The sequence below is a fragment of the Pseudomonas sp. NPDC096925 genome (assembly GCF_044762545.1).
Classification (GTDB): Bacteria; Pseudomonadota; Gammaproteobacteria; order Pseudomonadales; family Pseudomonadaceae; genus Aquipseudomonas.
Genome location: NZ_JBIWEM010000008.1, coordinates 243,033 through 269,382, shown reverse-complemented (window position 1 = coordinate 269,382; position 26,350 = coordinate 243,033). Strand labels below are relative to the sequence as shown.

Annotated in this window: 23 protein-coding genes and 1 tRNA gene; 15 read left to right on the top strand and 9 right to left on the bottom strand. The window is 62.2% G+C overall.

What is annotated here, in order from left to right; genetic code table 11:
• The first annotated feature begins 223 nt into the window (after nt 1–223).
• From ACIQYU_RS21740 to ACIQYU_RS21725, 4 genes are all read left to right on the top strand, one after another.
• Nucleotides 224–1,414, top strand: a complete 1,191-nt coding sequence (locus ACIQYU_RS21740; RefSeq protein WP_402802146.1) for a DUF262 domain-containing protein — start codon at nt 224–226, stop codon at nt 1,412–1,414.
• Nucleotides 1,407–2,507 carry a DUF3696 domain-containing protein gene (locus ACIQYU_RS21735; RefSeq protein ID WP_402802143.1) on the top strand — a complete coding sequence of 367 codons (1,101 nt, stop codon included), beginning with the start codon at nt 1,407–1,409 and terminating at the stop codon, nt 2,505–2,507. The genes ACIQYU_RS21740 and ACIQYU_RS21735 overlap by 8 nt, the downstream gene beginning before the upstream one ends.
• Entirely contained in the window at nt 2,507–3,433 is a 927-nt protein-coding gene (locus tag ACIQYU_RS21730) for a hypothetical protein (RefSeq protein ID WP_402802140.1), read from the top strand. The genes ACIQYU_RS21735 and ACIQYU_RS21730 overlap by 1 nt, the downstream gene beginning before the upstream one ends.
• A gap of 287 nt (nt 3,434–3,720) precedes the next feature.
• Nucleotides 3,721–3,788 (top strand) — tRNA-Ser (locus tag ACIQYU_RS21725).
• A gap of 58 nt (nt 3,789–3,846) precedes the next feature.
• Here ACIQYU_RS21725 and ACIQYU_RS21720 read toward each other — a convergent pair.
• Nucleotides 3,847–4,374, bottom strand: a complete 528-nt coding sequence (locus tag ACIQYU_RS21720; protein WP_233694695.1) for a DUF2442 domain-containing protein — start codon at nt 4,372–4,374, stop codon at nt 3,847–3,849.
• A gap of 358 nt (nt 4,375–4,732) precedes the next feature.
• Between ACIQYU_RS21720 and ACIQYU_RS21715 the strand changes: the two genes are divergently transcribed.
• Entirely contained in the window at nt 4,733–5,194 is a 462-nt protein-coding gene (locus tag ACIQYU_RS21715) for an Lrp/AsnC family transcriptional regulator (RefSeq protein WP_015268712.1), read from the top strand.
• Between the two features lie 13 nt (nt 5,195–5,207).
• On the opposite strand, the gene ACIQYU_RS21710 is transcribed toward ACIQYU_RS21715, so the two are convergent.
• A complete protein-coding gene (locus ACIQYU_RS21710; protein WP_233688014.1) occupies nt 5,208–5,498 on the bottom strand; it encodes a hypothetical protein in 291 nt (96 codons plus the stop codon).
• 601 nt (nt 5,499–6,099) lie between these two features.
• Here ACIQYU_RS21710 and ACIQYU_RS21705 point away from each other — a divergent pair.
• The 9 genes from ACIQYU_RS21705 (at nt 6,100) to ACIQYU_RS21665 (ending at nt 16,359) form a co-directional block, all read left to right on the top strand.
• Entirely contained in the window at nt 6,100–7,782 is a 1,683-nt protein-coding gene (locus tag ACIQYU_RS21705) for a flavin monoamine oxidase family protein (RefSeq protein WP_402802135.1), read from the top strand.
• A gap of 14 nt (nt 7,783–7,796) precedes the next feature.
• On the top strand, nt 7,797–8,591 hold the full coding sequence (locus tag ACIQYU_RS21700) for a carbon-nitrogen hydrolase family protein (RefSeq protein WP_207834118.1): 795 nt from the start codon (nt 7,797–7,799) through the stop codon (nt 8,589–8,591).
• 144 nt (nt 8,592–8,735) lie between these two features.
• Entirely contained in the window at nt 8,736–11,036 is a 2,301-nt protein-coding gene (pqqF, locus tag ACIQYU_RS21695) for a pyrroloquinoline quinone biosynthesis protein PqqF (protein WP_402802132.1), read from the top strand.
• Between the two features lie 159 nt (nt 11,037–11,195).
• The gene (pqqA, locus tag ACIQYU_RS21690) at nt 11,196–11,267 is read left to right on the top strand and encodes a pyrroloquinoline quinone precursor peptide PqqA (RefSeq protein WP_003243383.1); all 72 of its coding nucleotides are present in this window, start codon (nt 11,196–11,198) and stop codon (nt 11,265–11,267) included.
• 78 nt (nt 11,268–11,345) lie between these two features.
• Complete coding sequence (gene pqqB, locus ACIQYU_RS21685) at nt 11,346–12,257, top strand: pyrroloquinoline quinone biosynthesis protein PqqB (RefSeq protein ID WP_061303871.1); 912 nt, start codon at nt 11,346–11,348, stop codon at nt 12,255–12,257.
• Between the two features lie 153 nt (nt 12,258–12,410).
• Nucleotides 12,411–13,166, top strand: a complete 756-nt coding sequence (pqqC, locus tag ACIQYU_RS21680; RefSeq protein WP_003255592.1) for a pyrroloquinoline-quinone synthase PqqC — start codon at nt 12,411–12,413, stop codon at nt 13,164–13,166.
• Nucleotides 13,163–13,438 (top strand): pyrroloquinoline quinone biosynthesis peptide chaperone PqqD, encoded by a 276-nt coding sequence (gene pqqD / locus ACIQYU_RS21675; protein ID WP_402802126.1) that lies wholly within the window; start codon nt 13,163–13,165, stop codon nt 13,436–13,438. Before pqqC ends, pqqD begins: the two co-directional genes overlap by 4 nt.
• Nucleotides 13,410–14,570, top strand: coding sequence for a pyrroloquinoline quinone biosynthesis protein PqqE (gene pqqE / locus ACIQYU_RS21670; RefSeq protein ID WP_207834087.1), 1,161 nt, complete (start codon nt 13,410–13,412; stop codon nt 14,568–14,570). Before pqqD ends, pqqE begins: the two co-directional genes overlap by 29 nt.
• Nucleotides 14,536–16,359: a prolyl oligopeptidase family serine peptidase gene (locus ACIQYU_RS21665; RefSeq protein WP_402802122.1), complete on the top strand. Its 1,824-nt coding sequence runs from the start codon at nt 14,536–14,538 to the stop codon at nt 16,357–16,359. The genes pqqE and ACIQYU_RS21665 overlap by 35 nt, the downstream gene beginning before the upstream one ends.
• A gap of 208 nt (nt 16,360–16,567) precedes the next feature.
• On the opposite strand, the gene ACIQYU_RS21660 is transcribed toward ACIQYU_RS21665, so the two are convergent.
• Nucleotides 16,568–16,726 carry a YqaE/Pmp3 family membrane protein gene (locus ACIQYU_RS21660; protein ID WP_009681539.1) on the bottom strand — a complete coding sequence of 53 codons (159 nt, stop codon included), beginning with the start codon at nt 16,724–16,726 and terminating at the stop codon, nt 16,568–16,570.
• Nucleotides 16,727–16,865: 139 nt separating this feature from the next.
• Complete coding sequence (locus ACIQYU_RS21655; protein WP_402802121.1) at nt 16,866–18,146, bottom strand: aspartate aminotransferase family protein; 1,281 nt, start codon at nt 18,144–18,146, stop codon at nt 16,866–16,868.
• A 210-nt stretch (nt 18,147–18,356) separates the two neighbouring features.
• On the opposite strand from ACIQYU_RS21655, the gene ACIQYU_RS21650 reads away from it, so the two are divergent.
• Nucleotides 18,357–19,280, top strand: coding sequence for a LysR family transcriptional regulator (locus ACIQYU_RS21650; protein ID WP_004375209.1), 924 nt, complete (start codon nt 18,357–18,359; stop codon nt 19,278–19,280).
• Between the two features lie 280 nt (nt 19,281–19,560).
• Here the strand turns inward: ACIQYU_RS21650 and ACIQYU_RS21645 are convergent, their stop codons facing one another.
• From ACIQYU_RS21645 to bioD, 5 genes are all read right to left on the bottom strand, one after another.
• Nucleotides 19,561–21,339, bottom strand: coding sequence for an acyl-CoA dehydrogenase C-terminal domain-containing protein (locus ACIQYU_RS21645; RefSeq protein ID WP_207834074.1), 1,779 nt, complete (start codon nt 21,337–21,339; stop codon nt 19,561–19,563).
• 123 nt (nt 21,340–21,462) lie between these two features.
• A complete protein-coding gene (locus ACIQYU_RS21640) occupies nt 21,463–22,746 on the bottom strand; it encodes a diguanylate cyclase (protein ID WP_207834072.1) in 1,284 nt (427 codons plus the stop codon).
• A 299-nt stretch (nt 22,747–23,045) separates the two neighbouring features.
• Nucleotides 23,046–24,851, bottom strand: coding sequence for a phenylacyl-CoA dehydrogenase (locus ACIQYU_RS21635; RefSeq protein ID WP_133970035.1), 1,806 nt, complete (start codon nt 24,849–24,851; stop codon nt 23,046–23,048).
• A 286-nt stretch (nt 24,852–25,137) separates the two neighbouring features.
• Nucleotides 25,138–25,434: a hypothetical protein gene (locus ACIQYU_RS21630; protein WP_025337434.1), complete on the bottom strand. Its 297-nt coding sequence runs from the start codon at nt 25,432–25,434 to the stop codon at nt 25,138–25,140.
• Between the two features lie 230 nt (nt 25,435–25,664).
• On the bottom strand, nt 25,665–26,345 hold the full coding sequence (gene bioD, locus ACIQYU_RS21625) for a dethiobiotin synthase (protein WP_233688017.1): 681 nt from the start codon (nt 26,343–26,345) through the stop codon (nt 25,665–25,667).
• Between the last annotated feature and the right edge of the window lie 5 nt (nt 26,346–26,350).

Here is a 26,350-nt window from a genome sequence, read left to right as displayed (position 1 = left end):
ATCCTCGCAGGCCCGCCATTCTCGCTACCGTTCAAGCGTCACGTAAACCGCCCTGCATCCCAGCACGATCGCCAGGCCTCTTGGCCTCTCACCCTTCCCCTGCGGAATGACTGTCGAAAAAACGGCAAGATTGGTAAAATCTCCCTTCAGTTAATCAGCGCCTTGTAACTACCGAGCCGCTAGCACGTATGGCGCAGAGTGAGAGCCTAACGCAGGAATTACGATGACGACCGTTGATACCCCATATGCCCCCACGCCGTCGATTTCCGAGGAACGAAACCAACTCGGGGAAAACATTGGCGTGGAGCTCGAGCGTGAAGACCGCTCTGATTCTCCGGTCGAAATTGGAGAACCATTCGATCCTGAACTGATCGAGGTCCAGACTCGACTTATGACGATCGGACTGATGATTTCGCGACTGCGCCATAAGGCGGTTGATCTCGATCCGGAGTTCCAGCGTCGCAGAGGCATCTGGACAGACGTTCGCCAAAGCCGACTTATCGAATCCATCTTGCTTAAGATACCGCTGCCAACCTTCTATGCTGCCGAGGACGAAGAGGAGGGTTGGGCGATTGTAGATGGCATCCAGCGATTAACCGCTATCGCTCGCTTCATCGAGCCGAGTACGATAGACGATGGCCAACTCTATCTGACCGGCCTTGAGTACCTTGCCCCGCAGTTTGACGGAAAGACGTTCAAGGACCTCACGCCCAAAATGATGCGGCGTTTGGAGGAAACTGAAATCGTCGTCCATGTGATTCGTCACGGCACCCCAGAGGTGGTGAAACACAACATCTTTGCGAGGATTAACACGGGAGGTATCCCTCTAACAGCGCAGGAGTTGCGCCATGCCCTCATCGGCGGTCAAGCCCGAAAACTCTTAAGGGACTGGGCCAAAGACGAGCGCTTCCTCAAGGCTACCGCTAACGCTATCAGCGATGATCGAATGAGCGACCGAGAACTAATTCTACGGTTCATCGCTTTCAGGCTGACCAAGGCCGCCAACTTCCGCCCGACAGACTTTGATCGTTTCCTAGGACAGGCAATGCGAGCGGTCAACACTTGGGACGAAAAGGAACTTCTACTGCAGAAGGAAGCCTTCGATAGGGCAATGGAGGTTGCTACAGAGATCTTCGGCGATGATGCATTTCGTAAACGGTACAGGAAAGGCGATGCTCGCTTCCCTATCAACAAAGCATTATTTGAATCCGTGGCCGTTAACTTGTCAGAATTGCCAGCCGATAAGCAGAACCTGCTAATTAAAAGGAGCGATCAAGTAAAGGATGGCTTCATTGAATTGATGAGTGACCGTGAGTTCGAGCGCGCTATTTCGCAAGGTACGGGTGACCAAGCGAAGGTGCGGCTCCGCTTTGATCGGATCAAACAGTTATTCCGGAGTGTGGCAAATGCTTGAGGCAGTGACCCTAACGAATTTCAAAGGATTCAAGTCTACTGAAATCCCGCTTGCGCCACTCACTTTGCTATCGGGGCTGAATAGCTCCGGCAAAAGCACAGTGTTGCAGTCGTTAGGGATACTTCGGCAGTCTGTTGACGCTGGCTTCTTGAGCACTGGAAGTTGGCTATTAAATGGCCCCTTTGTCGAGCTTGGGGTAGGTTCCGATGTCCTACATGAAGACAACGATATTGAAGAGCTTGGCATTGGCTTCGTTCAAGACGGCGTCCACTTTGCTTGGACTGTCGCTTATAGTCAGCAAGCCGATGTCCTAGAGGCGAGTACGGTTCCTTCGGAGAGTGACTGGTCAGCTGTCCCATTTTCGGATCGCTTCCAATTCCTACGCGCAGATAGGGTCAATCCTCAGACCATTTCAGCTAAGTCTCGCCACGCTGTAAGCCAGAAAAAGTCGCTTGGCGCCAAAGGGGAGTTTGCAGCCCATTTTCTGGCCATTTTCCGTGATCAACAAGTGCCGGTAAAAATCCGCTACCCAGTAGCTTCTGAGGCTACTCCGGGATTATTGAGCCAAGTAAACGCGTGGATGCAGGAGTTTAGCCCCGGCGTGCGCGTCGATGTCCATGATGTCGCTGGAACTGACTTCGTTCGGCTAAGCTTCGCGTTTGGCTCGGGTATTAGCGAGTCCAACGCGTATCGCTCCACCAACGTGGGATTTGGCCTCGCTTACAGCCTACCCATTGTCATTGCGTGCTTAGCTACGCCTGTGGGCGGCCTCGTCCTCATCGAGAACCCTGAAGCTCATCTCCACCCGCGTGGCCAGATGGCGATGGGGCGACTTGTAGCTCTAGCCGCATCTGCGGGAATTCAAATGATAGTGGAGACCCACAGCGATCACCTTCTTAATGGAGTTCGACTGGCGGTGAAGCACGGCGAGCTCAATTCTACGGACGTGAATATGCACTTCTTCAGTCGGGACCCAGCGCTTCGCCGAAGCACATTCGTTAGCCCTGGCATACAGCCGGATGGAAGACTCACATTCTGGCCAGAAGGCTTCTTCGACCAATGGGATAATGCCTTGATGGATCTGTGTAGCTAATGCCGTTGCTCGGATTTTTAAATGAGCTCTCCACACCTGCTGATGACTCACCACGTGAGATGGTGAGTGAGCAGCTTCTTCAGCTTGCCAGATCAGTCAAGTCAGTGCGTCGTTGGCGCCAAGACTTTGCTCTGCAAACCTCAACCCCGATCCCAAGTTGGCGGTTTGGGGAAAATTACGGGTTTGGTGATTTTTTGCGCGACGCGCGCACCAGAGAAGAAGCACGCTTGTTACTAGGTGCGGTAAATAGGGCACCACTAAGACACGGATTGGCGATGGCGCGCGACGCCGATGGTGACCTTGAATTCCGGTGTGGCGAGCAAGTCACCGAGGCTTTGGGGCTTGCCGATTTGTTCGACGGCTTAGCGCTGAGCTTTAGCCATATGCGCTGGCGACAGCGTTTCCTAAGCGTTGAGCGCACGGAGGTCGTGGAAACGCCCGAGGGAGAGTTGGAGCTTGTCACAACAAACATTGATGTGCGCAACGCATGTACACCTGATGACGTTGACTCGCACCGACCTTGGCTGGACACCGCAGGAAAGCCCCCTTTTGAAGATTTCGCTGATTTCGAGGCCAATCGAACCGACCGGCTCGCCAATCTAGACTTTCTCGGACGTGCGCTTGATCAGCTCAGAGCAATAGAGCCGACCGATCCTTGGTGGGGGGCTATCTTTGGCAGACTTGACGAGTTGCAGGAGGCAATGGTGGAGTGGGATCCTACTGCATCACCAGAGCCACAGTGGCGAAGCCGAGTGACTGGCGAACATCAGCAACGTCGGCGCCTATGCGATTTTATCGACCTCGACGGGGAAACGCGGTGTTTCGACCAACATGCTCGGTTCACACCTCACGCTGGCCGACTTCATTTCCGATTGAACCCTGTCGGGCCTCGACTGATCGTAGCTCACATTGGTCTGAAGCTCTGATGCATCAAGATGATGACAAGACTTGGCTTACTCTGCGGTGGATAACGTAGCCAGGGGGAATGAACGCCACGCTCCACTAATCGCTCAGTGGAGTGCGTGGGTTGCCAAGGAAACAGATCGTTTCTCGCGGGACCGCAAGGTGGATCCTCCGAAGCTCAACATTCACCCTAATGGTACAATTGAGGTACAGCGACTAGTACCCATTACTTTCGCCGAGATACGTTCAACATCAGTTAGCGGCACCATTTCGTTAACTGTACTTACGCCAAGCTAACTACGACTTTACTGAGCTTATAGGTTATCTTGGTAACTCATAATCCTTTGGTCCACGGTTCGAGTCCGTGTGGGCCCACCAGATACGACAAAGCCGCGCGATTGCGCGGCTTTTTCATGTCTGTCGTTCAGGCGGTGAATCACGCTCGTTTCTTCGGGGCATGCCCGGCCGCCTCATTTGCGAAACTTCCAGGCAGGTGACGGGGCACACGGCTCACCTCCACGTCAGCCATTCGAAGTGCTTCCCATCCCTTCATCGCCAAAGCGACCGTCCTCGGCACAGGTTTTTCGCCACTACGATAGTAAGCCAACATGCGCCTGCTCAAGCCCAATTCCCGAGCTGCACGATCCAACGTCAGCTCATGCTTGGCCATCCAGTTCCAGATGAGCTCATGTGAACACTCTCCAGCCTGCTCCACCGCCCGTGCACGCAGGTTGTCGGCAGCAAGCTCCAGATTGTCGTCATCGGCCCAAATGACCGTGTCCTTCCACTCACCAATTGCAGCCGTTGCAAACACCTTTGGATTCGCAAGCGGGCCCAGCGTCGCGTGTTGCTCGATGACTTCATCCAGAGCCACGGTGAATTGCTGCCCGTCCGCAAAGGTCAGTAGCAAGGTGCTGGGGGCCGTGACAGCGACCCCTGTCAGTTGGAAATGTTTGCTGGTCATGAATTCAGCTGCTCCCAGATTGCTAGTAGTCGAGCCCTGTTCTGCGGTGGTAGATGGTCATTTGCATAGAGGCAGATTACGCAATTGGACAACCGATGGATCGTGGGCATGGGCTGATCATACAGTGCAATGGTTGCACCAAACAGTACCATTCGACCAACCTGCTCACAGCCCAAAAAATGTAACCCGTTTAGTTACGTTCCCCCCGAGTTAGTGCCAAATATTGGGCTGCTGCGCAGCCCTTTCGCGACGCAAGGCCGCTCCCACAAGGGATCGCGTCAGCGCAGCCAGCTGTGACTGCCCTTGCCCTGGCCTGCACTGGCTGGCTAGGCTAGCGGGCCAACCGTAGAGACTCGCCATGTCGGATTCCCGCTCCATCACGCTGGATGAAATCGATCGCCAGCTGATCGCCCTGCTGCAGATCAACGCCCGCGAAAGCGTCGCCACCCTCGCCCGCCAGTTGGGCATCGCCCGTACCACCGTCAACTCGCGCCTGGAGCGGCTGGAGAAGAACAAGGTCATCTCCGGCTATGGCGTACGCCTGGGCCAGCGGGTGATGGGGGGTGGTCTGCAGGCGTATGTGGGGATCAAGGTGCAGCCACGCTCGGGCAAGGAGGTGGTGCGCCGCCTGAGTGCAATGGGCCAGGTGCAGCAGCTGTGCGCAGTGAGCGGCGAGTTCGACTATGTGGCCTGGCTGCGTACGGATTCGCCCGAGCAACTGGACCAGTTGCTCGACCAGATCGGCAGTGTCGACGGGGTGGAGAAGACCACCACGTCGATCATTCTCAGCAGCAAGGTGGACCGCGGGCAGCCGCTCTGAACTCGGCTGGCGGTCAAGCTTCCTGGCCGTCGAGCAGGCCTTCCAGAATCGCCGAAAGGCTTTCGGCGCAATGCTGCATCGACCAGACGATGTCACGGCTGCGCTCGGGGGCGTGATGCTGGGCGTAGTCGGTGGCGATCTGATTGAGGCCACGGGCCAGCAGGCAGGCGTGGACCAGGGCGTCTGCGGCGTCGATGCCGGAGCGTATGGCGAATAACGGCGGGTGGCTGGCTTCGCAGTTGCAGAAGGTTTTTTCTGCGGTGGGTTTCAGTTTTTCGGGTTGGTCAGAATCTGTCTTCTTCATGATGCAATTTCCAAATTGAGTCTTGAGGAAACCGCCTACCAACTCCTTCTCACGGGAAATAGGTGGCAGCCATGCACGGGGTGAGAACCGGCCAACTTGGAAATCCGGCCAGGCGAAAGCCTGCCCGCGCACGGCTGCCATGACATAAGCCTTGGTGCGAAGTTGGAGGATGGGTTCTCACACCCAGTCACCCGAACAGCGGCGACCCAGTGAAGTTAACGATGAGGCGTTTCCCACGCAGCCAGACCGAGGCGATAGCGAGCGTAGGGTAATTCTTTAATTCATGGCATGGGTGTAGGAACTGTCTGATCACATCCTGTGGGAGCGGGCGAGCCCGCGAACACGGGCGCAGCCCGTGCCCTACACCGCGGGGCTTCTTCGCGGGCTCGCCCGCTCCCACAGGGGGCCGATGCTGTGCTTGAGATTGGTAGGCTTCCTGCTCGTCATAAAGATATCTGGCTTATACATTTCGACGACACAAGCTACATTCAGACAACAATCTGCACCTTAATAACGAACACTCCACTCCCTAAAATGGCCCCCAGGCATCTCCTATACTCAGGCTCCGCCCGCTGCGCAGCCTCTCTGGCAAGGTCACTCCATGAACAAGAAAAACCGCCACCCCGCCGACGGCAAAAAACCCGTCACCATCTTCGGCCCGGACTTCCCCTTCGCCTTCGACGACTGGCTGGAACACCCCGCAGGCCTGGGCAGCATCCCGCCCGAGCACCATGGTGAGGAAGTGGCAATCGTGGGCGCCGGTATCGCCGGCCTGGTGGCGGCCTACGAGCTGATGAAGCTGGGCCTCAAGCCGGTGGTGTACGAAGCCTCCAAGCTGGGTGGCCGGCTACGCTCGCAAGCCTTCAACGGCACCGACGGGATCATCGCCGAACTGGGTGGCATGCGCTTCCCGGTGTCGTCCACTGCCTTCTACCACTACGTGGACAAGCTGGGCCTGGAGACCAAGCCGTTCCCCAACCCGCTGACCCCGGCCTCGGGCAGCACGGTGATCGACCTGGAAGGCCAGACCTACTACGCCGAAAAACCCACCGACCTGCCCAAGCTGTTCCACGAAGTGGCCGATGCCTGGGCCGACGCGCTGGAAAGCGGCGCCCAGTTCGCCGACATCCAGCAGGCTATCCGCGACCGTGACATACCACGCCTGAAAGCGCTGTGGAACAAACTGGTACCGCTGTGGGACGACCGCACCTTCTACGACTTCGTCGCCACCTCGCGCTCGTTCGCCAAGCTGAGCTTCCAGCACCGCGAAGTGTTCGGCCAGGTCGGCTTCGGCACCGGCGGCTGGGACTCGGACTTCCCCAACTCGATGCTGGAAATCTTCCGCGTGGTGATGACCAACTGCGATGACCACCAGCACCTGGTGGTCGGCGGTGTGGAGCAGGTACCGCAAGGCATCTGGCGCCATGTACCGGAGCGCTGCGTGCATTGGCCGGAAGGCACCAGCCTGAGCGCACTGCATGGCGGTGCGCCGCGCACCGGGGTCAAGCGCATCGCCCGCGCCGCCGATGGCCGCCTGGCAGTCACCGACAACTGGGGCGACACCCGTCACTACAGCGCCGTGCTCGCCACCTGCCAGACCTGGCTGCTGACCACCCAGATCGACTGTGAGGAATCGCTGTTCTCGCAAAAGATGTGGATGGCCCTGGACCGCACCCGCTACATGCAGTCGTCGAAGACCTTCGTCATGGTCGACCGCCCGTTCTGGAAGGACAAGGACCCGGAAACCGGCCGCGATCTGATGAGCATGACCCTCACCGATCGTCTCACCCGCGGCACCTACCTGTTCGACAACGGCAACGACAAGCCGGGGGTGATCTGCCTGTCGTACTCGTGGATGAGCGACGCGCTGAAAATGCTGCCGCACCCGGTGGAAAAACGCGTGCAGCTGGCCCTGGACGCACTGAAGAAGATCTACCCGAAGACCGACATCGCCGGCCACATCATCGGCGACCCGATCACTGTTTCCTGGGAAGCCGACCCGCACTTCCTCGGCGCCTTCAAGGGCGCGCTGCCGGGCCACTACCGCTACAACCAGCGCATGTACGCGCACTTCATGCAGCAGGACATGCCTGCCGAGCAGCGCGGCATGTTCATCGCCGGTGACGACGTGTCGTGGACGCCGGCCTGGGTGGAAGGCGCGGTACAGACATCGCTGAATGCGGTGTGGGGTATCATGAATCACTTCGGTGGTCGCACCCACCCGGACAACCCCGGCCCAGGCGACGTGTTCGACGAAATCGGCCCGATCGCCCTGCCGGACTGAGACAAGGAGGCAACATGCGCATCGCTCTGTTCCAGGGCGCTCCAAAGCCACTGGACGTGCCCGGCAACCTGCAACGGTTGCGCCACCAGGCGCAACTGGCAGCCGAACGCGGCGCCCGCTTGCTGGTATGCCCGGAGATGTTCCTGACCGGCTACAACATCGGCCTGGCCCAGGTCGAGCGCCTGGCCGAGGCCGACGATGGCCCGGCGGCCATGGAGGTGGTGGAGATCGCCCAGGCGCACCGCATCGCCATCGTCTACGGCTACCCGGAGCGCGGCGATGATGGCGCGATCTACAACAGTGTGCAGCTGATCGATGCGCACGGCCGCAGCCTGAGCAACTATCGCAAGACCCACCTGTTCGGTGAACTGGACCGTTCGATGTTCAGTCCAGGTTCCGATCACTTCCCGGTGGTGGAGCTAGATGGCTGGAAGGTCGGCCTGCTGATCTGCTATGACATCGAGTTCCCGGAGAACGCCCGACGCCTGGCGCTGGACGGTGCCGAGCTGATCCTGGTGCCGACGGCGAACATGACCCCTTACGACTTCATCTGCCAGGTGACCGTAAGGGCGCGGGCGCAGGAGAACCAGTGCTACCTGGTGTATGCCAACTATTGTGGCTCGGAAGACGAGATCCAGTATTGCGGGCAGAGCAGCATCATCGGCCCGGACGGTAGCCTGCTGGCCATGGCCGGACGAGATGAGTGCCAGTTGCTGGCAGAGCTGGAGCATGAGCGGGTGGTGCAGGGGCGGGAGGCGTTTCCTTACCTCACCGATTTGCGCCAGGAGTTGCATCTGCGTAAGGGCTGATGGCCCTTTCGCGGGCACGCCCGCTCCCACAGGGTCTGCGCTGCCTTTCGTACCTGCGCCATACCTGTGGGAGCGGGCGTGCCCGCGAAGAGGCCGGGCCTGCAAACAAATGGGGTAGCATGGACAGCAGTTACCGGAGCCCCCATGCCTGACGCCACCCGCCACCTCACCCTCGCCAACGGCCTGCAGCTGACCCTGCGCCACGCCCCGCGCCTGAAGCGTTCGGCCGCCGCACTGCGGGTGCACGCAGGCAGTCACGACGCGCCAACCAAATGGCCCGGCCTGGCCCACTTCCTGGAGCACCTGTTCTTCCTCGGCACCCCGCGCTTCCCGCTGGACGACGGCCTGATGCGCTACGTGCAGGCCCTCGGCGGCCAGGTCAATGCCAGCACCCGCGAACGCACCACCGACTTTTTCTTCGAGGTCCCACCCAACGCCCTGGCCGGGGGGTTGGAGCGCCTGTGCCAGATGTTGGCCGAGCCAGACCTGGGCATCGAGCGCCAACGCCGCGAACGCGAAGTCATCCATGCCGAGTTCATTGCCTGGTCGCGCAATCCGCAGGCCCAGCAACAGTTCGCCTTGCTGCAATCCGCAGCGCCCGGCCATCCGTTGAGCGCTTTTCATGCCGGTAACCGGCACACCCTGGCCTTGCAGGATCCCGCCTTCCAGCAAGCGCTCCATGGCTTTCACCAGCGCTTCTACCAAGGCGGCCAGGTCACCTTGAACCTGTGCGGCCCACAATCGCTGGATGAACTGGAACTGCTGGGCCGGCAGCATGCCGAGCTGTTCGCAACGGGTGAACGGGTTCCACAAGCTCTGCCACCGCCATTGTCGGCGACCGACACGCACCTGCTCTTCAGCCACGAAAACCTCCCGGCAGGAGCCGAGCAGGCCCTTGAGTTGCTGATCACCTGCCTCAGCGATAACCGCCCGGGCACCTGGCTGGATGCGCTTCGCCAACGTGGCTGGTTGCAAGGCTTCAAGGCCGAAGTGCTGTATGCCTTCGCCGGGCAGTTGCTGTGGCACATCGACCTGAAGCTCAGCGAAGACGCCAGCCCAGAGGAGGCCAATACCCTGTTGCAGGGTTGGTTCGGCTTCATCCGCCAGGCCGTACCTGAGCAATTGAATGCCGAGTTCGCACTGCTGCAGCAAAGCCGCGAACGCAGCGCCAGCGCGCTTGAGCTGGCCCGCCGGGACAGCGCCGGCCAGCCGTTCGCCGGTCTGGATACACAAGGCTTGCAGGCCCTCCGTGCCCTGCTGGAAGGCCTGCCGGGCCGCGAGCATGGGCATTGGCAACTGCCCACTGTCGACCCCTTGCTACTGGCGGATGTACCTGATGTCAGGAAGCAGCCGCTGCCAGCGGCACTGAAGGTCAGCGACCAGCTGCCTGGCGCCCGTCAGTACGCGGTGCTGTACCTGCGCTGGCATGTCCCTTCACCCTTGCGCCAGCGCCTGCATGCGCTGCTCGAACGCGCCTTGCACCCCCTGCAGGAGCGCTGCGAGCGCGTATCGGTGCAGCTGCAGTTCAGTGCCGCTGGCGAATACTGGCAGTTGCGCTGCGCCGGGCTGCCCGCAGCAGTCTTGCGCACTGTGGAACAGGCCTTGGTACTGATGCTCAAGCCCCCGGCAAGCAGCTGGCTGCCTTGTTCGGTGCAGCCACCGGCTCTGATCCCCATCCGCGCCCTGCTCAAGCAACTGCCCGACGCCGTGCTGGGCGCCACGCCTGCACCGGTTCCGGAATGCCCCCTGACACAGACGCAACTCGACAGCCTGTGGCAGCACGCACGCTGGCACGGCCTGGCTGCAGGCTTCGACGATGACGCCCTCAACGCATTGGGCACTGCGTTGCAGCACTGCCCTGGCCAAGGCTCGGCGCCTGGCCCTCTGCCTACCTGGGCCAACCACCGTTGGCAACATGCCAAAGTATCCGGCAGTGAACATGCCCTGCTGCTGTTCTGCCCTTTGCCGGCGGCGATGGAAGCCGCTGGCCGCCTGCTCGCCCAATTGCTGCAAGGGCCGGTCTACCAACGACTGCGGGTAGAACTGCAACTCGGCTATGCGGTATTCAGTACCTTTCGTCAGGTCGAGGGTGTCGGTGGCCTGCTGTTCGGAGTCCAGTCGCCCCACGCCAGCCAGGCGCAGATACTCGACCACTTGCTCACCTTGCTACGCCAGGGCATTACCTTCGATCCAGGCGCTCGCCAGGCACTGGCCGGGCAATTCGATGAACCGGCGATGGCCAACGACGCAGTCGCCGAATGGGCATGGCAGACATGCCTGGCTACACAACCTGGCGGGCTGGAAACGCTAGGCAGGGCTATCCTGACCACGCGGCAGGCGGACCTGGACCAGCTGCTGATCCACCTGCTCGATACCGGCTCCAGGTGGCTGTGCCTGGCCAACGCTGCCGCGCCAGATAGCTCCTGGATTACCTCAACCGAGTGATTATTACGCGAACTGCAAGGGCACTTTTCTAATAATTAACCTTTCGGTACACCTATTTCTTGTAAGATAGCGCAATCCCGAATCATGGGAACCTCCAGCCAATGGCGGTACCCTAGTATTAGCTGACAAACCCAACCCTCATCCGGAAGGAGTAATTCCATGTGGACCAAACCTGCATACACTGATCTGCGCATCGGCTTCGAAGTCACCATGTACTTCGCCAACCGCTAAGCCCGGCTTACGGTTCAACGCCTCGGCCTGCCGGGGCGTTTTCGTTTTTTCGCTACGGTTTCTGCAGAGAGAGTGGCCATGTACATCCAGGTTCTCGGTTCCGCCGCCGGCGGCGGGTTCCCCCAGTGGAACTGCAACTGCGTCAACTGCAAGGGCTTGCGTGACGGCACCTTGCGGGCCACGCCGCGCACCCAGTCCTCCATCGCCCTGTCCGACGATGGCGTGCACTGGGTGCTGTGCAATGCCTCGCCCGACATTCGCGCCCAACTCCAGGCCTTTGCCCCGATGCAGCCGGCCCGTGCCCTGCGCGACACCGGCATCAACGCCATCATCCTGCTGGACAGCCAGATCGACCACACCACCGGCCTGCTCAGCCTGCGCGAAGGCTGCCCGCACCAGGTGTGGTGCACCGACATGGTCCACCAGGACCTGACCACCGGTTTCCCGCTGTTCAACATGCTCAGCCACTGGAACGGCGGCCTGCAATGGAACCGCATCGAGCTGGAAGGCAGCTTCGTCATCGACGCCTGCCCCAACCTGCGCTTCACCCCGTTCCCCCTGCGCAGCGCCGCGCCGCCCTACTCGCCGCACCGCTTCGACCCGCACCCGGGCGACAACCTTGGCCTGCTGGTCGAGGACACCCGCACCGGCGGCAAGCTGTTCTACGCCCCGGGCCTGGGCCAGGTGGATGAGAAGCTGCTGACGATGATGCATGGCGCCGACTGCCTGTTGGTCGACGGTACCCTGTGGGAAGATGATGAAATGCAGCGCCGTGGCGTGGGTACCCGCACCGGTCGCGAGATGGGCCACCTGGCGCAGAACGGCCCCGGCGGCATGCTGGAAGTGCTCGATGGCTTCCCGCGCCAGCGCAAGGTACTTATCCACATCAACAACACCAACCCGATACTCGACGAAGACTCGCCCGAGCGTGCCGAAGTGCTGCGCCGGGGCGTGGAAGTGGCCTTCGATGGCATGAGTATCGAGTTGTAACAGCCAGATCGCACAAGCAACACAGCCCCTGTGGGAGCGGGTTCACCCGCGAAGAATCCCACACAGTGTATGGCACCGGCTTCGCCGGTGTTCGCGGGTAAACCCGCTCCCACAGGGATCGAGCCGAGACTCAGCTTTACAGGAGCCAGCCGAATGAGCGACGCACTGCCAATGTCCCCTGCCGAGTTCGAGCAGGCCCTGCGCGCCAAGGGCGCCTACTACCACATCCATCACCCGTACCACGTGGCGATGTACCAGGGCCGCGCCACCCGCGAACAGATCCAGGGCTGGGTGGCCAACCGCTTCTACTACCAGGTCAACATCCCGATGAAGGATGCCGCGATCCTCGCCAACTGCCCGGACCGCGAAGTGCGCCGCGAGTGGATCCAGCGCCTGCTCGACCACGATGGCGCGCCCGGCGAGGACGGTGGTATCGAAGCCTGGCTGCGCCTGGGCCAGGCCGTGGGCCTGGACCCGGACCAGCTGCGCTCCCAGGAGCTGGTACTGCCCGGTGTGCGCTTTGCCGTGGACGCCTACGTCAACTTCGCCCGCCGCGCCAGCTGGCAGGAAGCGGCCAGCAGTTCGCTGACCGAGCTGTTCGCCCCGCAGATCCACCAGTCGCGCCTGGACAGCTGGCCGCAGCACTACCCGTGGATCGACCCGGCCGGCTACGAGTACTTCCGCACTCGCCTGGGCCAGGCCCGGCGTGACGTGGAGCACGGCCTGGCGATTACCCTGCAGCACTACACCACCCGCGCGGGCCAGGAGCGTATGCTGGAAATATTGCAGTTCAAGCTGGATATTCTCTGGAGCATGCTCGACGCCATGAGCATGGCCTACGAGCTGAACCGCCCGCCCTATCACTCCGTCACCCAGGAACGGGTGTGGCACAAAGGGATCACCCTATGAGTTTCAACCGTAAACAAGTGCCGAACTGGCGCCCCGGCTACCGCTTCCAGTACGAGCCGGCGCAAAAGGGCCATGTGCTGCTGTACCCCGAGGGCATGATCAAGCTCAACGACAGCGCGGCCCTGATCGGTGGCCTGATCGACGGCCAACGTGACGTTGCCGCGATCATTACCGAACTCGAACAACAGTTCCCCGGTGTCCCGGAAGTGGCCGATGACATCGAGCAGTTCATGGAGGTGGCCCGTGCCGAACACTGGATCGTCCTCGCCTGAGTTACCGCCCACGCCCGCAGTCGGCCTGCCACTGTGGCTGTTGGCCGAGCTGACCTACCGTTGCCCGCTGCAGTGCCCGTACTGCTCCAACCCGCTGGACTTCGCCGCCCAGGGCCAGGAGCTGAGCACCGCACAGTGGTTCAAGGTAATGGCCGAAGCCCGGGAAATGGGTGCCGCGCAAATCGGCTTTTCCGGCGGCGAACCGCTGGTACGCCAGGACCTCGCCGAGCTGATCGGCGAGGCCCGCCGGCTGGGCTACTACACCAACCTGATCACCTCGGGCATCGGCCTGACCGAGGCGCGCATCGCCGACTTCAAGAAGGCCGGCCTGGACCATATCCAGATCAGCTTCCAGGCCAGCGACGAACAGGTCAACAACCTGCTGGCCGGCTCGAAGAAGGCCTTTGCGCAGAAGCTGGAAATGGCCCGTGCGGTGAAGGCCCATGGCTACCCGATGGTGCTCAACTTCGTCACCCACCGGCACAACATCGACAAGATCGACCGCATCATCGAGCTGTGCATCGCCCTGGAGGCCGACTTCGTCGAACTCGCCACCTGCCAGTTCTACGGCTGGGCTCACCTCAACCGCCTGGGCCTGCTGCCGACCCGCGCACAGCTTGAGCGGGCCGAACGCATCACCAACGAATACCGGGACAAGCTCAAGGCCGAGGGCAACCCGTGCAAGCTGATCTTCGTCACCCCGGACTACTACGAGGAGCGCCCCAAGGCCTGCATGAATGGCTGGGGCAGCCTGTTCCTGACCATCACCCCGGACGGCACCGCCTTGCCCTGCCACGGCGCGCGCCAGCTGCCGGTGCAGTTCCCCAACGTGCGCGACCACGACCTGCACCACATCTGGTACGACTCGTTCGGCTTCAACCGCTTCCGTGGCTATGAGTGGATGCCCGAACCCTGCCGCTCCTGCGACGAGAAAGAAAAGGACTTCGGCGGCTGCCGCTGCCAGGCCTTCATGCTCACCGGCGATGCCAGCAACGCCGACCCGGTGTGCGCCAAGTCGGCCGACCACGGCATCATCCTCAAAGCCCGCGAGGAGGCGGAAAGCGCCCAGCTCGCCATTGAACAGATGACCTTCCGCAATGAACGAAACTCCCGTGTCATCGCCCGCGGCTGAGTTCAGCGCGGCCCAGGCGGTTGCCGCCGGCACCGACTTTGCAGAAATCAAGGTCAGCGCCGCCGGGTTGTTCTGGAATGAATTCCGCCCAGCCGATGGCGCCTGCCGTATCTGGCACTGGCAGCGCCAGCAGGCCCGCTGCCTGACCCCCGATGGTTTCAGCGCGCGTAGCCGGGTGTACGAATACGGCGGCGGCAGTTTTTGCCTGGGTGGTGACGGGCTGCTGTTCGTCAACGAAAAGGACCAGCAGGTCTATACCCAGGCCCTGGAAGGTATGGCACCACGTGCCCTGACCGATGATCCCAGCTGTCGCTACGGCGATGTGCAATGGCACGACGGCCTGGTGCTGGCGGTCGAGGAACAGCATGGCGAACGGGTCGAGCATCGTCTGGTCGCCCTGGGTGAACATACCCGCGAGGTGCTCGCCGAAGGTGCCGACTTCTATGCCTCGCCTACGGTGAGTGCCGACGGCCAGCGCCTGGCGTGGGTCGAATGGGACCGCCCGGCACAACCCTGGACCGTCACCCGGCTGATGTGCCGCACACGTAATGCAAGTGGCCACTGGGGGCCGGCGCAATGTGTGGCCGGCGCTGACGAATCGCTGCAACAGCCGCGCTTCGATAGCGCAGGCCGACTCTACTGCCTGTCCGACCGCAAAGGCTTCTGGCAGCCCTGGGGTGAGATCGATGGCCGCTGGCAGGCCCTGCCTGCCGAGCCCGCGGACCACGCTGCGGCGCCCTGGCAACTGGGCGCCAGTACCTGGCTGGCGCTGGGGCCGCAAAGCTATCTGGCCAGCTGGTGCGAAGACGGCTTCGGGCAACTGGGGCTGCGTACTACCGATGGCCGCCTGGAGCGCTTCGCCAGCGCCTACACGCGCTTTCGCAGCCTGGCCATGGATGGCGAACACCTGTACGCCATTGCCGCCTCGCCGATCAGCCCGCCAGCGGTCATCGCCATTACCCGCAGCAACCACGAGGTCAGCGTGTTGGCCGGTGGTGCCGACGTGCTGCCGGCAACGCATATCAGCCTGCCGCAGTCGATCCACTATGGCAGTGACGGTCACCGCGCCCATGGTTTCTTCTACCCGGCCGCCCGGTCGCAAGGGGCTGCACCGCTGGTGGTGTTCATCCATGGCGGCCCGACCTCAGCCTGTTATCCCGTGCTCGACCCGCGCATCCAGTACTGGACCCAACGCGGCTTCGCCGTCGCCGACCTCAACTACCGGGGCAGCACCGGCTATGGCCGGGAATACCGCCAGGCCCTGCACCTGCGCTGGGGCGAAAGCGATGTGGCCGATGCTTGCGCGGCGGTAGATTACCTGGCCGGACGTGGGTTGATCGACCGCCGCAAGGCGTTCATCCGCGGCGGTAGTGCGGGGGGCTACACCACCCTGTGCGCCCTGGCGTTCCATGATGTGTTCCGCGCGGGCGCCAGCCTGTACGGGGTCAGCGACCCGCTTGCCCTTGGCCGGGCCACGCACAAGTTCGAAGGGGACTACCTGGACTGGCTGATCGGCGACCCGCTGCAGGACGCCGAGCGCTATCGCCAGCGTACGCCGCTGCTGCATGCGGGGCAGATCAAGGTGCCGGTGATTTTCTTCCAGGGCGAGCTGGATGCAGTGGTAGTGCCGGAGCAGACGCGGTCGATGCTGGCGGCGCTGCAGGCTAACGGGATCGAGGCCGAAGGGCACTTCTATGCCGGGGAGCGGCATGGGTTCCGCAAGGCGGAGAACCTGGCGCATGCGCTGGAAGAAGAATGGCAATTCTATTGCCGGGTGTTGGGGAGCTGAGATTTTGGGCTGCGCTGTCGCACAGGGAACAATGTTCGAGAGCGTGTCACATTCCCTTGTGGGAGCGGGCGCGCCCGCGAAACGGCCAACCCGGTGTATGGCACCGGCTCCGCCGGTGTTCGCGGCGGTTCGACGCCTCGACACGCCCGCTCCCACAGAGCCCTGCTAACTCAATTATTTATGTGTTTGCAGAGCAGCCCCAGCAATGTCACCGCTTGGCGATGATATACACCGCATGCACGATCCCCGGAATGTACCCCAGCAAGGTCAGCAGGATATTCAGCCAGAACGCCCCGCCAAACCCCACCTGCAGGAACACGCCGAGCGGCGGCAGGATGATGGCGATGATGATGCGAATGAAGTCCATGCGAGTCTCTCCTGAAGGGGTTACTTCACAGACTAGACCCGCGTGGCAGAGGTTCCACTGGCAAAAAAAAACGCCCCGGGCCGAATGAAACAGGCCAGGGGCGATGCGCAGGAACGCCAGACGGTTCGTAAAATTCGGATCAGGCCGGTACTTCCCGGCGGGCCTGCTGCCGGGTGTGCAGGCGGGCGAAGGCGCGGGCCAGGCGCAGCAGCATTTCGTCGATGTTGCCCTTGCTCACGGTCAACGCCGGCGAAAAGCGCACCACATCCGCCTGCGGTGCGTTAAGCAGCAGGCCTTCGTCCAGGGCCGCCGCCACCAGCTCGCGGGCCAGGTTTTCTTTCAGCTGCAGGGCCCACAGCAGGCCTTGCCCGCGCACTTCGCCCTGGCCGTAACGCCCGGCCAGCCGGCTCAGGCCTTCGCGCAGGTGGCGGCCGTTGTCCTGCACCTGGGCGAAGAAACCAGGCTCCAGCACGGTATCCAGCACAGCCAGGCCGGCGGCGCACATCAGCGCGTTGCCATGGTGGCTACCTTCCAGTTCGCCAGGCTCGGCGCAGCACGCCGTGCCCCGGGCCAGCAAGGCTGCCAGCGGCACGCCACCGCCCAGGCCCTTGCCCAGGGTGATGATGTCGGCGCGCACGCCGTAGATTTCTTCAGCCAGCAGCGCGCCACAGCGGCCGATGCCGGTCTGCACCTCGTCGAGGATCAGCAGGATGCCCAGTTCGCGGCACAGCGTTTCCACACCCTTGAGGTACTCCTGCGTGGCCGGGATGACACCCGCCTCGCCCTGGATCGGCTCGAGCATGATTGCCACGGTGCGCGAGTCCACCTCGGCGTGCAGCGCCGCCAGGTCGTTGAACGGCACCTTGCTGAAGCCCGGCAGGCCCGGCTCGCAGCGGTTGCACGGCAGCGGGTCGGACGCCGACAACGCGCCCAGGCTGCGACCATGGCAGGCCTGGCTGGCGGTGATAATGTGGTAGGCGCCGTTGCGGTGCAGCTGGCCCCACTTGCGCGCCAGCTTGATCGCGCCTTCGCAGGCTTCGGCACCGCTGTTGAGCAGGTAGGCCTGGTCGCTGCCGGTGCTCTGGCACAGGCGGTTGACCAGCCCCAGCAGGCCACGGCTGTGGTAGCCCGAGCCCGGGTTGATCAGCGCCTGGGCCTGGTTGCCCAGCGCTTTCACCAGCACGCTGGGGCTGTGCCCCAGGCTGTTGACCGCACCGCCCTGGGTGAAGTCCAGGTAGGCGTGCCCTTCGTTGTCCCACAACCAGGAGCCCTGGCCACGCACGAACACTTGCGCTGCGCGTTCGGTGCTGGACATCAGGCGCTCACGCGACAGCTGCGGCGCTTCCGGCACGATCACCGGCGCACGCTTGGGCTCGGCGACGGCGGCAGGGGCCGGGCGGCGCAGGTTGAACAGGTTCATCAGGGCTCCAACCAATCACGGTAAAGGGCGGCCACGGTGCGGTCTGGGTGCCGGCACTCGATATTTTGCCTTGCCTATCAAAAGTGTTTTTCATCCGGGGTAACAATCGATCGATTGATCGCTGTAACCCGCTGGAATACGGCGATAGACTAGGCCTCGCGAGGGTTTTCGACCATTTCGTTTTTCCAGCATTTTCGATAAGTGTTACTTATGGATTTCCGCCAACTGCGTTATTTCGTCGCGGTGTATGAAGAAGGCCACGTGGGCCGCGCCGCCGAGCGCCTGTCGCTGTCCCAGCCGGCGCTTTCCCAGCAGATCCGCCAGCTGGAACACAGCCTCGACCTGAGCCTGTTCGAGCGCAGCAACAAACGCCTGCTGCCGACCCTGGCCGCTCATACCCTGTACAACCATGCCCTACCGCTGCTCGACGGCCTGCAGCGCGCCCACGAGGCCATGCGCAACTTCAAGGGCCAGTCCCTGCGTACACTGGCCATCGGCGTGCTGCAGACCGTGCGGCCGAGCCTGGTGCCGCAGTTGCTGGAACGCCTGCGCAGGGCACAGCCGCACCTCGTGGTGCAGATCTACGAATTGTCGGGGCTGGAGATCGAACGGCGCCTGCTCAACGGCAGCCTGGACATCGGTATCAGCTACCTGCCGCCACGTCAGCCGGGGCTGCATGGCCTGCTGCTGTACGAAGACGAGCTGCAACTGGTCATCCCCGCTACCCACCCGCTGAAGGACTTCAAGAAGGTATCCATCCGCCAGGCCGCCGAGCTGCCCATGCTGATGCTGGGCGAGGAATTCCAGATCCGCCAGATCTGGCAGGCACAGCTGGCCAGCCAGGGGCGTCGGCCGCAGGTGCAGGCCGAGATGAACAACATGGCGGGGATTCTCGACAGCCTGGCCCATACCGCGCTGGCCACCATCCTGCCGGGGCGGGCCAAGGAGGCCGCCGAGGATGATCAGGGGCTGCTGTGGAAGCCATTGAGCGAGCCGCGGGTACCGCTGAAGGTTGGCCTGGTATTCCGCGATGCCCAGCGCCAGCAGGCCTCTGTGGAGCTGCTGCGCACGCTGCTGGAGGAAGAGACGGACGCTCGCCTGTTGGGCGCATCGCCGCTGGATGTGCTGGGCTGAAAAAACACGCGCACAAAGAAAACCCCGCCGAAGCGGGGTTTTCCAGACTGTTTCCCTGTGACATCCGTATCGCCCCGCCATCCTGGCAGGTGTCCTTCGTCGTCATCCTTGATCTGTCCTTTGCGCTTCCTGCGCAACGTCCATGTGGTAAAGATTAACCGTGGATCCAATCTGAGAACAGTGGTGAAAAGTCACCACGTTGTGTAGGAAAAAGCTTACACAGGAGGATTCACTTCCAGATGTGCCTGGAATTGGGGCCGCTTTGCGGCCCCAAAATCCGTCAGAACTGCTCGGCATCCAGCAGGTACAGCGACTCACTCCCCGCTTTCACCGAGGCCACCAGCGAATCCACCCGCGGCAGCAACCGCGCAAAGTAGAACCGCGCCGTACCCAGCTTGCCCGAGTAGAACGCCTCGTCCCCCTCACCCGCCTTGGCCGCCCGCGCCATCAGTGCCCACATGTAGCCATAGGCAACATAACCAAAGGCATGCAGGTATTCGACCGAAGCCGCGCCAATTTCATTCGGGTTGCCCTTGGCTTGTTCCAGTACCCACTCGGTCAACCCGTCGAGCTGGTCGAGGCTGGCCGCCAACGGCTTGGCAAACTCATCCAGTTCGCTACCCGCGCTGGTAATGAACTGGCGAATCTCGTCGGAGAACAGCCGATAGTACGCACCACCGCTGGCCACCACCTTGCGCCCCATCAGGTCGAGGGCCTGGATGCCGTTGGTGCCCTCGTAGATCTGCGTAATGCGCACATCGCGCACCAGTTGCTCCTGGCCCCACTCGCGAATGTAACCATGCCCGCCGAACACCTGCTGGCCGTGCACCGCGCACTCCAGGCCCAGGTCGGTGAGGAAGGCCTTGGCCACCGGCGTCAGCAGTGCCACCAGCTCTTCGCTGCGCTTGCGCACGCTGGCATCTTCGCTGAACTTGGCACTGTCCAGTTGCATGGCCACGTAGCTGGAGAAGGCGCGGCCACCCTCGATCAGCGCCTTCATGGTCAGCAGCATGCGGCGCACGTCCGGGTGGACGATGATCGGGTCAGCGACCTTGTCCTTGGCTTGCGGCCCGGTTGGGGCACGGCTCTGCAGGCGGTCGCGGGCGTACTCAACGGCGTTCTGGTAGGAGCGCTCGGCCGAGGCCAGGCCCTGGATACCAACGCCCAGGCGCTCGTAGTTCATCATGGTGAACATGGCCGCCAGGCCCTTGTTCGGCTCACCGACGATGTAGCCGACCGCTTCGTCGAAGTTCATCACGCAAGTGGCCGAAGCCTGGATACCCATCTTGTGCTCGATCGAGCCACAGGTGGCCGGGTTGCGTGCGCCCAGGCTGCCGTCTTCGTTAACCAGGAACTTCGGCACCAGGAACAGCGAAATGCCTTTCGGCCCCGCCGGTGCGTCCGGCAGCTTGGCCAGCACCAGGTGGATGATGTTCTCGGTCAGGTCGTGCTCGCCGCCGGTGATGAAGATCTTGGTGCCGCTGACCTTGTAGCTGCCGTCGGCCTGGGGCTCGGCCTTGGTGCGGATGATGCCCAGGTCGGTACCGGCGTGCGGCTCGGTCAGGCACATGGAACCGGCCCACACGCCGGCGTACATGTTCGGCAGGTACTTTTCCTTCAGCGCTTCACTGGCGTGGGCATTGATCGACAGGCAGGCGCCGGCGGTCAGCATCGGATACAGGCCGAAGGACAGGCTGGAGGCGTTGACCATTTCCTCGACCTGGGCCGAAATGACCTTGGGCATGCCCATGCCGCCAAACAGCGGATCGCCGCCCACGCCTACCCAACCGCCTTCGGCGTAGGTGTTGTAGGCCTCGATGAAACCGGCCGGTGTGCGTACCGCGCCGTTGTCCCAGTGGCAGCCCTCTTCATCCGCAGCGCGGCTGAGCGGCGCAATGGACCTGGCAGTGACCTTGCCGGCTTCTTCCAGCACCGCCATGGCCGTGTCGGCATCGACAACCTCGCCCAGCCCGGGCAACTGCGCCCACTGCTCGGCCACGTTGAAGACTTCATTCAGTACGAAGCGCATGTCGCGCAGGGGCGCTTTATATTCAGCCATGACAACCTCTCGCTAGTCGGGTCGGGGCGGTCTCGGGGAACCGCGACACTGGGTTACAGGCAGTGTAACCGAACAACTTTTACGAGACATAGGGTCATCACTAGACTATATAGTCTATTCCGGTCACGCCGTGCGCACTGCCCCACGCTGCGATTGTTGCCCATGTACCATGACACAATTGCGCCCCGCGCCCTTGGCGCTGTACAGCGCCTGGTCGGCGGATTTCAACACGGCCTCGGGGTTACGATGATCGGTCTGGCGCTCGGCCACGCCAATGCTGATGGTGACCGATACCGTGCCGCCACTGCTACCCGCTCGCCGCTGGCGCCCGGTGGTATCGTCCTGCGGGCGGTTGTGCTGGTCGCGCAGGTGCATCACGTAGTTGGCGATCACTTCGCGCACGGCTTCCACATGCGGCACACATTCCTCGGCGGTCTTGCCGGCAAACACCAGGGCGAACTCCTCGCCGCCATAGCGGTAGGCCCGACCACCGCCGGTGACCTTGGACAGGCGGCTGGCGACCAGGCGCAGCACCTGATCGCCCACATCGTGGCCGTGGGTGTCGTTGAATTTCTTGAAGTGGTCGACATCGGTCATGGCGATCACATAGTTGCGGCCCAGGCGCTGCATGCGCTCGTTCAGCGCACGGCGCCCCGGCAGGCCGGTCAGCTCGTCGCGGAAGGCCATCTGGTAGGCCTCGTGCGCCACCGCCGCAGCGATCATCAGCATTACCTGGCTGCACATGATGTTCAGGGTGAACGGCAGGATGAAGGTTTGCGGCAGCATCCAGAAGATGCCCAGCAGCCCTGTGATCAACGCTGCGTGCAGCGGCCGTGGCGCGCGCAGGTATTGCACCACCAGCAGGATGAACACGCCGAGGAACAGTGGGTAGACCATCTGGATCAGGCTCATCCATTGGCCGTGCAAGGTTGGCCAGCGGATTTCCGCCAACCAGGTCAGCAACGCCTCGGGGTAGCTTTGCTCCAGGGCCACCGCCACGCTGCCGACGGCAAACAGCACGGCGCCACGGGCGACCAGGTCCTGCAGCAGATGGGTGCGCTCCTGCCAGGCACCATACAACCCGAACAGGGCGGGCAGCAGCAGGCACACCAAGTGGAAGATCACCGCCGCGTCTTCGCGCACGCGGCCATGGTCACGGTAGAAGTCGGTCTGGGTATCGAGCAGGAAGTAGGCGATATACACCGTGAGCATCAGGAACAGCTCGCGCTGGCGGCGGTACACCGCGCAATAGGCGCCGCCCAGCAGCAGGACCAAGGTAGGCAGGACATTGAACAGCGATGTGAAAAAGACACTGAGGTCTCTCACATAGGCTGCGGCGAGCCCTGCCAGCAACAAGAACAGCGACGGCAGGAAGTGGCTTGCGCGAACAGCGTTAAGACGAAACAAGGGTAATCTCCGACCCGGCAGATCAATAATGGCATTGTGCCCTTACTTCATCGGCAGTGCACATGAACAGTTGAATATGCGGATGGAGTGAACACGAAATTCCGGGTTGCACGCGATCAGTGTGGGAGCGGGTTTACCCGCGAACACCGGCAAAGCCGGTGCCATATACCGTGTCGCATTCTTCGCGGGTAAACCCGCTCCCACAATGATCGTGTAAAACACGGGAATTGTGCCCACCCCAGAATGCAAAAAACCCGCCTGCCGGTGAAGGCAGGCGGGTTTCGCGTACAGCGGTAGGATCAGTACGACAGGCCGAAGTTCTCTTCGTCCATCGCCATCAGGTTGTTGGCACCCGACAGCATGGTCGCCACATGGGTACGGGTACGCGGCAGGATGCGCTGGAAGTAGAAGCGCGCGGTCTGCAGCTTGGCGGTGTAGAACGCCTCTTCGCTGGTACCGGCAGCCAGTTTCTCGGCCGCCAGGCGGGCGATGTCGGCCCAGAAGTAGGCCAGGCAGGCGTAGCCGGAATACATCAGGTAATCGACCGAGGCCGCACCCACTTCTTCACGGTCCTTCATGGCGGCCATGCCCACTTTCATGGTCAGCTCGCCCCACTCCTTGTTCAGCGCTGCCAGCGGTTCGACGAACTCTTTGACCGCCTCGTTGCCTTCCTGCGCCTGGCAGAACTTGTGCACGATCTTGGTAAAGCCCTTCAGCGCTTCGCCCTGGGTCATCAGCACCTTGCGGCCGAGCAGGTCCAGGGCCTGGATACCGGTGGTGCCTTCGTACAGCATGGAAATGCGGCTGTCGCGCACGTTCTGCTCCATGCCCCACTCGGCGATGAAGCCATGGCCGCCGTAGATCTGCACGCCGTGGTTGGCGGCTTCGAAGCCGACTTCGGTCATGAACGCCTTGGCGATCGGGGTCAGGAACGCCAGCAGGGCATCGGCCTTCTTGCGCTCTTCTTCATCCTGGCTGTACTTGACGATGTCCACCTGCTTGGCAGTGAAGTACACCATCGCGCGGTTGCCTTCGGCGAAAGCCTTCATGGTCAGCAGCATGCGACGCACGTCCGGGTGGACGATGATCGGGTCAGCGGCCTTGTCCGGTGCTTTCGGGCCAGTCAGGGAGCGCATCTGCAGGCGCTCACGGGCGTACTTCAGGCCACCCTGGAAGGCTACCTCGGCGTGGGCCAGGCCTTGCAGCGCAGTGCCCAGGCGAGCGGTGTTCATGAAGGTGAACATGCAGTTCAGGCCTTTGTTGGCCGGGCCGATCAGGTAGCCGGTGGCGCCGTCGAAGTTCATCACGCAGGTGGCGTTGCCGTGGATACCCATCTTGTGTTCGATCGAGCCGCAGCTCACGCCGTTGCGCTCGCCCACGCCGCCTTCGGCGTTGGGCAGGAACTTCGGCACGATGAACAGCGAGATGCCCTTGGTGCCGGCCGGTGCGTCCGGCAGGCGGGCCAGGACGATATGGACAATGTTGTCGGCCATGTCGTGCTCACCGGCCGAAATGAAGATCTTGGTGCCCGACACCTTGTAGCTGCCGTCGGCCTGTGGCTCGGCCTTGGTGCGCAGCATGCCCAGGTCGGTACCGCAGTGTGGCTCGGTCAGGCACATGGTGCCGGTCCACTCGCCGGATACCAGCTTGGTCAGGTAGGTGTGCTGCTGCTCGGCGGTGCCGTGCGCCGAGATGGTGTTCATCGCACCGTGCGACAGGCCCGGGTACATGCCCCACGACCAGTTCGAACCGCCGACCATTTCGCTCAGGGCCAGGCCCAGCGACTCTGGCAGGCCCTGGCCGCCGTGCTCGACGTCATGCGCCAGGCTCGGCCAGCCACCTTCGACGAACTGCTGGTAGGCCTCTTTGAAGCCGGTCGGGGTTTTCACGCCCGATTCGCTCCAGGTGCAGCCTTCCTGGTCACCCACGCGGTTCAACGGCGACAGCACCTGCTCACAGAACTTCGCGCCTTCTTCGAGGATCGCATCGACCATGTCGGGCGTGGCGTCCTGGCAACCCGGCAGGCTCTGATAGTGCGCCTCATAGCCGAGCAGCTCGTCGCGAACGAAGCGGATATCACGCAAGGGGGCTTTGTAATCAGGCATTGCGATGAACCTCTAGGTGAGTTCTGTGGAGGTGACCCGCGCTTGGCGGTCGTCGATCAAACAGTTGTTTGAAACTTACGTTTAGCTCCGCCTGATGTCAAGGATGGACTATGGTGCCATTTACGCCACGAAAAATGGCAAAACTGACAAGCCATGATACATACACCTGTGGGAGCGGGTTTACCCGCGAATGGACCAGCCCGGAAAACAGAAGTGTCCGGGCGGACGCATTCGCGGGTAAACCCGCTCCCACAGGGATAGCGACAGGTTCGGGAGAGCCGCCGTATCAGGCGTAGGTGTCGATGATCCGGCCGAGCATTTCGTCGGATGCCTTGACTACCTTTGCGCCAAGCTCGACTTCAAGCTTGCCCACCGCCAGCTGCACGGTGCTGGTGGCCAGGTCCATCTGCTGGCTGCGGTCGACCGCGCGCAGGCGTTCGGCCTGAAAATCGCTGGACTGGCTGGTGGCGGTACGTTCGGCGGTGGTATTGGCGATCTGGCTGGCGGCCTGATCGACGCGGTTCTGGCCGGTCTGGATTGCGCTCAGGCCCGCGTAATAGGCGGAGCTACCGGTGATTTCCATGTCAGGACTCCATTGACGCTGGATGACGAACAGGGCCAATTAAAACAGGCCCGGGGCGAAAAGGCCCGTTTAAATCCCTAATGGCCCGGTGCCAGTTGATAGGCCATGGGTATTCCTGCACCGGCCTCTTCGCGGGTAAACCCGCTCCCACAGGATCTCCATGTTTTCTGAGACTTGTGCAGTACCTGTGGGAGCGGGTTTACCCGCGAAAGGGCCAGGCCTGGAAACGGCTAATCCAGCAGATCCAGCTGAAGGTGTTCAGCCACCATGTCGGCACTGGCCTGCTTCAACTTGGGCACCCGCCCCAGGCAAGGCGCCGGCAAGCGTTCGGCCAGGCTGGCCAGGTTCTCTTCCAGGCGCGAAGTACGCGGCTCGATGATGTTTGCCACCCACCCCGCCAGTTGCAGCCCGTCACGGGCAATCGCCTCGGCGCTGAGCAAGGCGTGGCTGATGCACCCCAGCCGCACCCCCACCACCAGGATCACCGGCAGCTTGAGGGCAATGGCCAGGTCGGACAAGTTGGCTTGTCCCGACAATGGCACGCGCCAGCCACCGGCCCCCTCGATCAGGGTGAAGTCGGCATTTTGTTGCAGCACATTGCGCATCGCCGCCAGCAGCTCCGGCACGGCAAGCGTCACCCCGGCCTCGCGCGCCGCCACGTGCGGTGCGATGGCCGGCTCGAAAGCAAACGGGTTGACCTGCTCGTAGGGCAGCTTGATCGAGCTTTCATCGATCAACGCCTGAGCGTCGCTGTTGCGCAAGCCTTTCGGCGTCATCGTGCACCCGGAGGCCACCGGCTTGGCCCCCAGCGTGCTCAAGCCTTGCGACCGTGCCGCATGCAACAGCCCGGCAGCGATGGTGGTCTTGCCAACATCGGTATCGGTACCGGCAATGAAATAGGCCTGACTCATCTCGC